At 59.8% G+C, this 12,247-nt stretch carries 10 protein-coding genes; 8 read left to right on the top strand and 2 right to left on the bottom strand.

Annotated elements, in window-relative coordinates:
- The first annotated feature begins 92 nt into the window (after nt 1-92).
- Both olsB and ACIOU6_RS01610 read left to right on the top strand, forming a co-directional pair.
- Nucleotides 93-848, top strand: a complete 756-nt coding sequence (gene olsB, locus ACIOU6_RS01615) for an L-ornithine N(alpha)-acyltransferase (RefSeq protein ID WP_221731394.1) — start codon at nt 93-95, stop codon at nt 846-848.
- Nucleotides 848-1,639 (top strand): 1-acyl-sn-glycerol-3-phosphate acyltransferase, encoded by a 792-nt coding sequence (locus ACIOU6_RS01610; RefSeq protein WP_221731395.1) that lies wholly within the window; start codon nt 848-850, stop codon nt 1,637-1,639. Before olsB ends, ACIOU6_RS01610 begins: the two co-directional genes overlap by 1 nt.
- Before the next feature lie 111 nt (nt 1,640-1,750).
- Here ACIOU6_RS01610 and ACIOU6_RS01605 read toward each other — a convergent pair whose 3' ends face one another.
- Nucleotides 1,751-2,335, bottom strand: a complete 585-nt coding sequence (locus ACIOU6_RS01605; protein ID WP_221731396.1) for an ACP phosphodiesterase — start codon at nt 2,333-2,335, stop codon at nt 1,751-1,753.
- Nucleotides 2,336-2,503: 168 nt separating this feature from the next.
- Between ACIOU6_RS01605 and ACIOU6_RS01600 the strand changes: the two genes are divergently transcribed.
- From ACIOU6_RS01600 to ACIOU6_RS01590, 3 genes are read left to right on the top strand one after another with little or no spacing between them, the layout of a single operon-like run.
- Nucleotides 2,504-2,824, top strand: a complete 321-nt coding sequence (locus ACIOU6_RS01600; protein ID WP_221731397.1) for a helix-turn-helix transcriptional regulator — start codon at nt 2,504-2,506, stop codon at nt 2,822-2,824.
- Between the two features lie 5 nt (nt 2,825-2,829).
- Nucleotides 2,830-3,996, top strand: a complete 1,167-nt coding sequence (locus ACIOU6_RS01595; protein ID WP_221731398.1) for an MFS transporter — start codon at nt 2,830-2,832, stop codon at nt 3,994-3,996.
- 30 nt (nt 3,997-4,026) lie between these two features.
- Nucleotides 4,027-5,076 carry an alkene reductase gene (locus ACIOU6_RS01590; protein WP_339430678.1) on the top strand — a complete coding sequence of 350 codons (1,050 nt, stop codon included), beginning with the start codon at nt 4,027-4,029 and terminating at the stop codon, nt 5,074-5,076.
- 205 nt (nt 5,077-5,281) lie between these two features.
- On the opposite strand, the gene emhR is transcribed toward ACIOU6_RS01590, so the two are convergent.
- On the bottom strand, nt 5,282-5,914 hold the full coding sequence (gene emhR / locus ACIOU6_RS01585; RefSeq protein WP_221731400.1) for an efflux system transcriptional repressor EmhR: 633 nt from the start codon (nt 5,912-5,914) through the stop codon (nt 5,282-5,284).
- Between the two features lie 267 nt (nt 5,915-6,181).
- Between emhR and emhA the strand changes: the two genes are divergently transcribed.
- From emhA to emhC, 3 genes are read left to right on the top strand one after another with little or no spacing between them, the layout of a single operon-like run.
- Nucleotides 6,182-7,339, top strand: coding sequence for an efflux RND transporter periplasmic adaptor subunit EmhA (gene emhA / locus ACIOU6_RS01580; RefSeq protein WP_401133219.1), 1,158 nt, complete (start codon nt 6,182-6,184; stop codon nt 7,337-7,339).
- Between the two features lie 3 nt (nt 7,340-7,342).
- Nucleotides 7,343-10,492 carry an efflux RND transporter permease subunit EmhB gene (emhB, locus tag ACIOU6_RS01575; RefSeq protein ID WP_401133216.1) on the top strand — a complete coding sequence of 1,050 codons (3,150 nt, stop codon included), beginning with the start codon at nt 7,343-7,345 and terminating at the stop codon, nt 10,490-10,492.
- On the top strand, nt 10,489-11,949 hold the full coding sequence (emhC, locus tag ACIOU6_RS01570; RefSeq protein WP_401133213.1) for an efflux RND transporter outer membrane subunit EmhC: 1,461 nt from the start codon (nt 10,489-10,491) through the stop codon (nt 11,947-11,949). Before emhB ends, emhC begins: the two co-directional genes overlap by 4 nt.
- Nucleotides 11,950-12,247: the final 298 nt, after the last annotated feature.

The following is a 12,247-nucleotide window of genomic DNA, read 5'->3' as shown; positions in this document are numbered from 1 at the left end:
GCTACATAGCCTGACTTTGCACAACACGGCTGCATAAAGAAAGTCGATCGGCTGCAACCCACGACGGGTTAAAGGCCCGTACGGAGATTCACATGACTCAGATCGCCCGCATCAGCGACACCGGCAATGAACGCCGCCTGCAAGCCGAACGCCTGATCGGCGCCGAGGCCTTGCAGCAAGCCCAGGCCTTGCGTTTCAACGTGTTCAGCGGCGAGTTCAACGCCAAACTGAAAGGCGCTGAACTGGGTTTGGACATGGATGATTATGATGTTCACTGCAGCCACATCGGTGTGCGTGACCTGAACACCGGCCGCCTGGTGGCGACCACTCGCTTGCTCGACCACACCGCCGCCAGCAGCCTGGGCAAGTTCTACAGCGAAGAAGAATTCAGCCTGCATGGCCTGGCGCATTTGAAAGGCCCGATCCTGGAAATCGGCCGCACCTGCGTCGACCCGGCCTACCGCAACGGCGGCACCATCGCCGTGCTGTGGGGCGAACTGGCCGAAGTGCTCAATCAGGGCGGATACAGCTATTTGATGGGCTGCGCGAGCATCCCGATGCAGGACGGCGGCGTGCAGGCTCACGCGATCATGCAGCGTCTGCGTGAACGTTATCTGTGCACTGAACATTTGCGTGCCGAGCCGAAAAATCCGCTGCCGACCCTGGATATTCCGTCCAACGTGATTGCTGAAATGCCGCCGCTGCTCAAAGCCTACATGCGCCTGGGGGCGAAAATCTGCGGCGAGCCGTGCTGGGACGAAGACTTTCAGGTCGCCGACGTGTTCATCCTGCTCAAGCGCGACGAACTCTGCCCACGCTACGCCAAGCACTTCAAGGCGGCGGTGTAATGAGCCGGTTGCGTGTGTACGCGCGAATCGCGCGAGTGCTGCTGGTGGTGACGCTGGGGTTGACCATGGCCAGTGTCTTCGGGGTTTTTGAGCGTATTGGCCTGGCCCATTCGATGGAGCGCCGACAGCGCTGGTCGCGCTTTTTCATGGCACGCCTGAGCAACGCCCTGCCCTTTCGCGTGACCGTTCACGGCGAGCTGCCAACACACTCGATGCTGTGGGTCAGCAATCATGTGTCATGGACTGACATTCCCCTGCTCGGCATGCTCACGCCACTGTCGTTTCTGTCCAAGGCCGAAGTACGCACCTGGCCGGTCGCCGGTTGGCTCGCGGCGAAGGCCGGCAGCCTGTTCATCCGCCGGGGTTCGGGCGATAGCCAGTTGATCCGCAAGCAGATGACCCGTCACCTGCAAACCGACCATCCGCTGCTGATGTTCCCGGAAGGCACCACCACCGACGGCCGTTCGTTGCGCACCTTTCATGGTCGTCTGTTGTCGGCGGCGATTGATTCGCAGGTGATGCTGCAACCGGTGGCGATCCGTTATCTGCGTGACGGCGATATCGACCCGCTGGCACCGTTCATTGGTGACGATGACTTGCTGTCGCACTTGATGCGTTTGTTCAGCAATGATTGCGCCGATGTCGAAGTGCATCTGCTCAAGCCGATTGCCTGCCAGGGCCGGGAACGCGCGGCGCTGGCGTTCGAGGCACAACAGGCGGTGCAGAAGGCGTTGTTTGGGGCAATCCCGGACACACAACAGACCCCGATGCGCCCGGCAATCGCGGCCTGATACACAGGCTCTGACAGCGGCCGAGTCCCCCTGTGGGAGAGGGCTTGCTCGCGAAAGCGGTGTGCCATTGAGCATGTATGCTGGCTGATACACCGCTTTCGCGAGCCCGCATTAGGTTTTCAATGGCTCGGCGTGTTGGGCGAAATCCTGAAGTTGTGGGTAGAACAACGCAAAATCTTCACTCAACGGCTCATACAAACGCCGCAATTCCTGCATCGCACCCGCCAACTCTTCCGGCCGGGTCAAGCGTCGGGAGATCCCACGCAACACCTGCTCCAGCACTTCAAACTCCTGATACGACCCCAGCCAGTCATTGGCAACCATGTGCGGCGCGATCTTCGCCAGACGCTCGGGCAGTTGTCGCTCAAGCGATAGCACTCGATAGACGTCCGTCGTGAACTGCTCCAGCGGCTGGTCGGCGTACAAACGCCAGTCTCGCGCCAGGCAATGGTCGAAAAAAACGTCGAGGACGATCCCGGCGTAACGTCTTCGAGTAGCGGAAAACCGCCGCAACGCGATGTCCACCCGCGGATGGCGATCGGTGAAGACGTCAATCCGCCGGTGCAACTGGATGGCCGCCTCGACCTCGGGCGCAAACTGCCCCTGCAGCCGGCCTTTGACGAAGTCGCCATACAAACTGCCGAGTAATTGGCCCGGGCGCTGGCCACCGAGGTGCAAATGTGCGAGATAGTTCATGGGCGCAGCTTAGCACTGCGCTTTCATCGTTACACCCAACATATCGTTATAACCCGATATACCGATTTACATGATCTTCAGATCAAAATCATATTGGTATATCGCGAAATACCGATTTAAAGTTCGCCTCATCGCGATATAGCGCTACAGACATCACGAGCCCAAGCCATGAACCTCGACCTCGACGAAATAATAAAAGCCCTGGCACACCCAGTACGGCGAGACATCCTCATCTGGCTGAAAGACCCCAAAGTCCAGTTTCCGGAACAGATTCACAACCACGAGTACGGCATCTGTGCCGGGCAGATCGACCAGCGCTGCGGCCTGTCGCAGTCGACGGTGTCCGCCCACCTCGCCACGCTGCAACGCGCCGGGCTGATCAGCAGCCAGAAGGCCGGTCAGTGGAACTTCTTCAAGCGCAACGAGGACGTGATTCAGGCGTTCCTCGACGCCATCGTCAAAGAGCTCAGCGCTCCTCCAAGGAATTGATGCACATGCCCCTCTCGCTACTCATTTTGGCCTTGAGCGCCTTCGCCATCGGCACCACCGAGTTCGTCATCATGGGCCTGCTGCCCGATGTGGCGGCCGACCTCGGTGTGTCGATCCCGGGCGCCGGCTGGCTGGTGACCGGTTACGCCCTGGGCGTGGCCATCGGTGCGCCGTTCATGGCACTGGCCACCGCCAAACTGCCGCGCAAGGCTGCATTGGTTGCGTTGATGGGCATCTTCATTGTCGGCAACCTGCTCTGCGCCATGGCCAGTGATTACAACGTGCTGATGTTTGCCCGTGTCGTCACCGCGCTGTGCCACGGTGCATTCTTCGGTATCGGTTCGGTGGTGGCGGCCGGCCTGGTGGCACCGAACAAACGCGCTTCGGCAGTCGCGTTGATGTTCACCGGTCTGACCCTGGCCAACGTGCTGGGTGTGCCGTTGGGTACTGCGCTGGGTCAGGAAGCCGGCTGGCGTTCGACCTTCTGGGCAGTGACCGTCATCGGTGTAATTGCGCTGATCGGCCTGATCCGCTTCCTGCCGGCCAAGCGTGACGAAGAAAAACTCGACATGCGCGCCGAACTCGCCGCCCTCAAAGGCGCCGGCATCTGGCTGTCGCTGAGCATGACCGCGCTGTTCGCAGCCTCGATGTTCACCCTCTTCACCTACGTCGCCCCGTTGCTGGGCGATGTCACTGGTGTTTCGCCAAAAGGCGTGACCTGGACCCTGCTGTTGATCGGCCTCGGTTTGACGGTCGGCAACATCATCGGCGGCAAACTGGCAGACAAACGCCTCGGCGCCACCCTGATCGGCGTGTTCGTGGCGATGGCGGTGGTTTCCACCGTGCTGAGCTGGAGCAGCGTCGCGTTGATCCCGACTGAAATCACCCTGTTCCTTTGGGCCACCGCCTCGTTCGCTGCCGTACCGGCACTGCAAATCAACGTGGTGACCTTCGGCAAGGCTGCACCGAACCTGGTGTCGACCCTGAACATCGGCGCGTTCAACGTCGGTAACGCCCTTGGCGCCTGGGTCGGCGGCAGCGTTATCGCCCACGGTTTCGGGCTGACCAGCGTGCCTCTGGCCGCAGCCGCTCTGGCAGTGCTCGCCCTGATGGTGACCCTGATTACTTTCCGTCAGAACGGCAATGCCGATCTGGCCCCTGCTACCCACTGATTAACCACTTCACTGACGAGGGTTGTACACATGGCAACTATTTTCGATCCGATCAAACTGGGCGACGTCGAGCTGTCCAATCGCATCATCATGGCCCCACTGACTCGCTGCCGCGCCGACGAAGGCCGCGTGCCGAACGCGCTGATGGCCGAGTACTATGTGCAGCGCGCCTCTGCCGGCCTAATCCTCAGCGAAGCGACTTCGGTAACGCCGATGGGCGTTGGTTACCCGGACACCCCAGGCATCTGGTCGAACGATCAAGTGCGCGGCTGGGCTAACGTGACCAAAGCCATTCACGGCGCTGGCGGCAAGATTTTCCTGCAACTGTGGCACGTCGGCCGGATTTCTCACCCGTCGTACCTCAATGGTGAAGCGCCGGTCGCACCGAGCGCCATCCAGCCCAAAGGTCACGTCAGCCTGGTGCGCCCATTGGCCGACTACCCAACCCCACGCGCACTGGAAACCGCTGAGATCGCCGACATCGTCGACGCCTACCGCACCGGTGCCGAGAATGCCAAAGCCGCCGGTTTCGACGGTGTGGAAATCCACGGTGCCAACGGTTATCTGCTCGACCAGTTCCTGCAAAGCAGCACCAACCAGCGCACCGACAACTACGGTGGTTCCCTGGAAAACCGTGCCCGCCTGTTGCTGGAAGTGACTGACGCCGCCATCGAAGTCTGGGGCGCAGGCCGTGTTGGTGTTCACCTGGCACCGCGCGCGGACTCCCACGACATGGGCGACGACAATCTGGCTGAAACCTTCACTTACGTGGCTCGCGAGCTGGGCAAACGTGGCATCGCGTTTATCTGCTCCCGCGAGAAAGAAGGCGCCGACAGCCTCGGCCCGCAACTCAAAGCAGCTTTCGGTGGCCCGTACATCGCCAACGAACGCTTCACCAAGGACAGCGCCAATGCCTGGCTGGCGGCCGGCAAGGCTGACGCCGTGGCGTTCGGCGTGCCATTCATTGCCAACCCGGATTTGCCGGCACGCCTTAAGGCCGATGCACCGCTGAACGAGCCGCGTCCTGAGCTGTTTTACGGCAAAGGCCCGGTTGGCTACATCGACTATCCGACGCTGTAAGTCTTAATGCAGAAACGCAAAAGCCCCGACTCGCAAGAGCTGGGGCTTTTTCTTGGGTGCCCGGTATTGGGGCCGCTAACATTCCTTCACACAGGCGACACAAAATCACTACAAAATGCGTGGCTCGCTACCTATAAACTGCGAACCGCAAACGTATATAAAAGCGGGCCAATTGACATAAGCTGTGCCCATTACGCGCTTGTTTTCATCGGCGCAGACTGGGGCTTAAGCGCAGCATGTCCAACCCTGTATCGACCCAGCGCTCGGCTTCGGCATGCAACTCAAAGCTGTCCGGAGCTAACAGCCAGCCATACAGGAGGCCATCTATATAGGCATGAATGCTGATGGCTGCACGGGCAGTGTCGAGATCTTCAGGCAACTGGCCGCGATTCACCGCATTACGCAGGGTCAGCCCGATACGCACATTGCAATCGAGACTAGCCGTCCGGCGCTGCTGGCGCAGATCGCACATTTCATCGGTGAATTCGCACTTATGAAACAGAATTTCGTTGATACGCCGAGTCTTCGGGTCCAGTGCAACTTGATGAAACAAATGAATCAGCAGCTTGCGCATGCAGCCCAGCGGGTCAAGTTCATCCTCGCTCTCACTGGCCTTGGCCAGTTCATCCAGCGGCTCGTGCAAGCTATCGAGCATGGCTTGGACCAGGTCGGCCTTGTTGCTGAAATGCCAGTAGATGGCGCCGCGCGTGACGCCGGCCATGCTCGCGATATCCGCCAGCGTCGTGCGAGCGACGCCCCTTTCATAGAAGGCTTTCTCTGCCGCTTCCAGAATCTGGCTGCGGGTTTCTTGAGCTTCCTCTTTGGTACGACGGACCATGACAGTAAAACCTCAAACAGGATGTTTCAGGGATGGCTGAATATCCGCTGAATGAATAAAGAGGGGGCGATCTCTCGCGGATCGACTCCCCGGCCTACAATTTCGAACCTTGCGACGTTTTTTGTAACAAGGTGGGTACAGCGCCAAGGTGTTTACAAACAACCATGAACGTAAGTATATTCCTTAGCAAGCTACTTATCCACCCGGCAGATTTTTTTACTTCCACACTTCTTGTGCGTTTTTCGCGCGCCTGACCCGAGGATTTTCATGCAATTCAAGCCAGCTGTTACCGCTCTGGTCACTGCCGTCGCCCTGGCATCGCTGCTCAGCGGATGTAAAAAGGAAGAAGCGGCCCCAGCCGCTCCGCCTCCTCAGGTCGGCGTTGTCACCCTGCAACCACAAGCGTTTACCCTCACGTCCGAACTGCCGGGCCGCACCAGTGCGTTCCGCATTGCTGAAGTTCGCCCACAGGTCAACGGCATCATTCTCAAGCGACTGTTCAAGGAAGGCAGCGACGTTAAAGCCGGCCAGCAGTTGTATCAGATCGATCCATCGGTCTATGAAGCGACCCTGAAAAGCGCCGAAGCGAACCTGCGTTCAACCAAGTCGATCTCCGACCGCTACAAACAACTGGTCGATGAGCAGGCCGTCAGCCGCCAGGAATACGACACCGCCGTGGCCAACCGCATGCAATCGGAAGCGTCCCTGCAGAGCGCGCAGATCAACGTGCGCTACACCAAGGTCTATGCGCCGATTTCCGGCCGCATCGGTCGCTCTTCGGTCACGCAGGGCGCGCTGGTCAGCAACGGCCAGACCGACGCGATGGCGACGATCCAGCAGCTCGACCCGATCTACGTCGACGTGACCCAGTCTTCAGTTGAACTTCTTGAACTGCGCCGTGAGCTGGAAAGCGGTCGCCTGCAAAAAGCCGGCGACAACGCCGCTGCGGTCAAACTGACCCTGGAAGACGGCAGCCAGTACAAGCTCGACGGTAAGCTGGAATTCTCCGAGGTGTCGGTCGATCCGACTACCGGTTCGGTAACCCTGCGCGCGGTGTTCCCGAACCCCGATCACACCCTGCTGCCTGGCATGTTCGTCCGCGCCCAGTTGCAGGCAGGTGTCAACGCCGCCGCCATTCTGGCACCGCAACAAGGCGTGACCCGCGACCTCAAAGGTACCCCGACCGCACTGGTCGTCGGCGCCGACAACAAGGTCGAACTGCGTCAGCTCAAGGCCAGCCGCACCGTCGGCAGCAAATGGCTGATCGAAGACGGCCTGAAGGCTGGCGATCGTCTGATCACCGAGGGGCTGCAATACGTGCGCCCAGGTGTTCAGGTCAATCCGACCGAAGCGACCAATGTAGACACCAAGAACCCGGCCCCCGCACAGGCAGCTGATAAAGCCGCTGGCGGCAAAGGGGAGTAACCCATGTCAAAATTCTTCATCGACCGTCCGATTTTCGCCTGGGTAATTGCCCTGGTGATCATGCTGGTCGGGGCACTATCGATCCTCAAGTTGCCGATCAACCAGTACCCGAGCATTGCGCCACCGGCCATTGCGATCTCCGTGACCTACCCGGGCGCTTCGGCGCAAACCGTGCAGGACACCGTGGTTCAGGTGATCGAGCAACAGCTCAACGGTATCGACAACCTGCGTTATGTGTCGTCGGAAAGTAACTCCGACGGCAGCATGACCATCACCGCGACCTTCGAGCAAGGCACCAACTCCGACACCGCGCAGGTGCAGGTTCAGAACAAGCTGAACCTCGCGACTCCGCTGTTGCCGCAGGAAGTGCAGCAACAAGGTATCCGTGTGACCAAGGCAGTGAAAAACTTCCTCATGGTGATCGGCGTGGTGTCGAGCGACGGCAGCATGAACAAGGACGACCTGTCCAACTACATCGTGTCGAACATGCAGGATCCGATCTCGCGCACAGCCGGTGTCGGTGACTTCCAGGTCTTTGGTGCCCAGTACGCGATGCGCATCTGGCTCGACCCGGCCAAGTTGAACAAGTACAGCCTGAACCCGTCCGATGTCAGTGCCGCGATTTCGTCGCAGAACGTTCAAGTCTCCTCCGGTCAGCTCGGTGGTTTGCCGGCGCTGCCTGGCCAGCAACTGAACGCCACGATCATCGGCAAGACCCGTCTGCAAACGGCCGAGCAGTTCAAGGCTATTCTGCTGAAGGTCAACCAGGATGGTTCGCAAGTGCGTGTCGGCGACGTTGCTGACGTGCGCCTGGGCGGTGAGAACTCCAGCATTTCAGCCCAGTTCAACGGCAAACCGGCTTCTGGTCTGGCGGTGAAACTGGCCAACGGTGCCAACGCCCTCGATACAGCCAAAGCGCTGCGCAAAACGATTGATGATCTCAAGCCGTTCTTCCCGCAAGGCATGGAAGTGGTGTTCCCGTATGACACTACCCCGGTGGTGACCGAGTCGATCAAGGGTGTGGTTGAAACCCTGGTTGAAGCGATCGTACTGGTGTTCCTGGTGATGTTCCTGTTCCTGCAGAACTTCCGCGCCACCGTTATCACCACGATGACCGTGCCGGTGGTATTGCTCGGTACGTTCGGCATCCTCGCCGCCGCCGGTTTCAGCATCAACACGCTGACCATGTTCGGTATGGTGCTGGCCATCGGCTTGCTGGTGGACGATGCGATCGTCGTGGTGGAAAACGTCGAGCGGGTGATGGCCGAAGAAGGCTTGTCCCCGAAGGAAGCGACCAAGAAGTCCATGGGCCAGATCCAGGGCGCATTGGTCGGTATCGCCCTGGTTCTGTCGGCGGTACTGCTGCCGATGGCGTTCTTCAGCGGCTCCACGGGTGTGATCTACAAGCAGTTTTCGATCACCATCGTTTCGGCGATGGCCCTGTCGGTACTGGTTGCACTGATTTTCACCCCGGCGTTGTGCGCCACCATGCTCAAACCGATTGCGAAAGGTGAGCACGACACGCCGAAAAAAGGTTTCTTCGGCTGGTTCAATCGCAACTTCGACCGCGGCGTCAGAAGTTATGAGCGCGGTGTCGGCAACATGCTGCAGCGCAAAGCCCCGTATCTTTTGGCCTATTTGCTGATTGTTGTCGGCATGATCTGGCTGTTCACTCGCATTCCAACCGCGTTCCTGCCAGAAGAAGACCAAGGCGTATTGTTCGCTCAGGTGCAAACCCCGGCCGGATCCAGTGCCGAACGAACCCAAGTCGTCGTCGACGAGATGCGTTCCTACCTGCTGGATAAAGAGGCAGGCGCAGTGGCGTCGGTGTTCACCGTGAACGGTTTCAACTTCGCCGGTCGCGGTCAGAGTTCGGGCCTGGCGTTCATCATGCTCAAACCGTGGGGCGAACGTGACGCCAGCAACAGCGTGTTCGCGCTCGCACAGCGTGCCCAACAACACTTCTTCAGTTTCCGCGATGCGATGGTGTTCGCCTTCGCCCCGCCAGCGGTACTGGAATTGGGTAACGCCACCGGTTTCGACGTGTTCCTGCAGGACCGCGCCGGTATCGGTCACGAAAAACTGATGCAAGCACGTAACCAGTTCCTCGGTCTCGCGGCGCAGAGCAAGGTGCTCTACCAAGTGCGTCCGAACGGCCTGAACGACGAACCGCAATACCATCTGGAAATCGACGACGAGAAAGCCCGAGCCCTTGGTTTGAGCCTTTCCGACATCAACAGCACGCTGTCGATTTCCTTTGGTAGTAGCTACGTCAACGACTTCATCGACCGTGGTCGGGTCAAGAAGGTTTACGTGCAAGGTCAGGCTGGCGCTCGCATGAGCCCTGAAGACTTGAAGAAGTGGTATGTACGCAACAGTGCCGGGACCATGGTGCCGTTCTCCGCTTTCGCCAAAGGCGAGTGGATCTACGGCTCGCCGAAACTGGCCCGTTACAACGGCGTAGAAGCGATGGAAGTGCTCGGCTCTCCCGCGCCGGGTTACTCCACCGGTGACGCGATGGCCGAAGTCGAAGCGATTGCCAAGAAGCTGCCGGCCGGCGTCGGTATCTCCTGGACCGGTCTGTCCTACGAGGAACGTCTGTCCGGCTCGCAAGCGCCAGCGCTGTACGCCCTGTCGCTGCTGATGGTGTTCCTGTGTCTGGCGGCGCTGTATGAAAGCTGGTCGATTCCGATCGCAGTCATGCTCGTTGTACCACTGGGGATCATTGGTGCACTGTTGGCCACCAGCCTGCGCGGTCTGTCCAACGATGTGTACTTCCAGGTGGGCCTGTTGACGACTATCGGTCTGGCGGCTAAAAACGCCATTCTGATCGTCGAATTCGCCAAAGAACTGCATGAGCAAGGGCGCAGTCTGCGCGATGCGGCGATTGAAGCGTGCCGCATGCGTCTGCGACCGATCATCATGACCTCGCTGGCCTTCGTGCTCGGTGTTGTACCGTTGGCGATCTCCACCGGCGCAGGTTCAGGCAGTCAACATGCGATCGGTACTGGCGTAATCGGCGGTATGCTCACGGCCACGATCCTGGCGATCTTCTGGGTCCCACTGTTCTTCGTCACCGTGTCGTCCATTGGCCAGCGCAAAAACGCCGGCAAGGATGACGCCAAAGAAACTCCTAAAGAGGCTGGCCAATGAGCAAGTCGCTACTCTCCATCGCCGTCGCGGCCTTCGTGCTGAGCGGTTGCTCGCTGATACCTGATTATCAGCAGCCTGAAGCACCGGTTGCAGGCCAATACCCGCAGGGCCCGGCGTATTCGCCGGCCCAGGCACCGGCGCAAGCCGCTGCCGAGCAGGGCTGGAAGCAGTTTTTCCACGACCCTGCCCTGCAACAGCTGATCCAGGTATCGCTGGAAAACAACCGCGACCTGCGTGTTGCGGCGCTGAACATCGATGCCTATGCGGCTCAATACCGCATCCAGCGTGCCGACCTGTTCCCGGCCGTTTCGGCCAATGCCAGCGGCAGCCGTCAGCGGGTTCCGGCGCGGGCTTCGCAGACCGGTGAAGCGGGCATCACCAGCTCCTACTCCGCCACTGTCGGCATCAGCGCCTACGAGCTCGACCTGTTCGGTCGGGTTCGCAGCCTGGGCGAACAAGCGCTGCAACAATACTTCGCCACCGAAGAAGCGCGCCGCAGCACCCAGATCAGTCTGGTCGCCAGCGTCGCCAATGCGTATATGACCTGGCAGGCCGACAAGGAACTGCTCAAGCTGACACAAGACACCCTGGGTGCCTTCGAAGAAAGCTACAAGCTGACCAGCCGCAGCAATGAAGTCGGTGTCGCTTCGGCACTGGATCTGGCTCAGTCGCGTACCTCGGTGGAAAATGCCCGTGCCCAATTGGCGCGTTATACCCGTCAGGTCGCGCAGGACGAAAACAGCCTGACTCTGCTGCTCGGCACCGGTATCCCGGCCAATCTGCAAGCGGCCAAACCGCTGGCCGACGACCTGCTCAGCGACGTACCGCCCGGTCTGCCTTCGGATCTGCTGCAACGTCGTCCGGACATCATGCAAGCCGAGTACAACCTGAAGGCCGCCAACGCCAACATCGGCGCAGCGCGCGCAGCGTTCTTCCCGAGCATCAGCCTGACCGCCAACGCGGGCAGCCTGAGCCCGGATCTGTCCGGCCTGTTCAAGGGCGGTTCCGGTACGTGGCTGTTCCAGCCGCAGATCAACCTGCCGATCTTCAACGCCGGCAGTCTGCGCGCCAGCCTCGACTACGCCAAGATCCAGAAGGACATTGGCGTGGCGAACTACGAGAAGGCGATTCAAACCGGCTTCCAGGAAGTCGCCGATGGCCTGGCCGCCCGCCAGACCTACACCGATCAGTTGCAAGCGCAGCGTGACTTTGTGCAGGCCAACCAGGATTACTACCGCCTGGCCGAGCGTCGTTATCGCATCGGCGTCGACAGCAACCTGACCTTCCTCGATGCCCAGCGTCAGTTGTTCAGCGCGCAACAGTCGCTGATCACCGATCGCCTTGCGCAACTGACCAGTGCGGTCAACCTGTACAAGGCCCTGGGCGGTGGCTGGAATGCGCAAACCGCGCAGAACGAACCGCTGAAAGAAGAAGCACCGAAGATGAAGCTGTTCTGATCATCTGATGGACACAAGGAGCCCACCGTTTGGTGGGCTTTTTGTTGTCTGGCAGAACGTGATGTTGTCGGCACTGGCCTCATCGGTGGTTTGCCAGCGATGAGGCCCTCAGCTCACCACAAAATCGCGAACAATCTTGCGTTCGATAATCGCCCAAAACCCGCTTTCCCCGATTGAAACCCCGCCTCCGCGCCCCGCACCATTCGCTCCACAAAACCAATAACAACAGGTTCGACACCATGCCCCCGCGCCCTGCCCTTTCCGGCTGATCGCCTTCGCTTCGTCTCCCCAATTGCAT

Source organism: Pseudomonas sp. NPDC087615 (assembly GCF_044743445.1).
In the GTDB taxonomy this organism is placed as follows: domain Bacteria; phylum Pseudomonadota; class Gammaproteobacteria; order Pseudomonadales; family Pseudomonadaceae; genus Aquipseudomonas; species Aquipseudomonas baetica_A.
The sequence above is the reverse complement of the archived record's forward strand: the minus strand, read 5'-3'. Positions and strand labels throughout refer to the sequence as shown.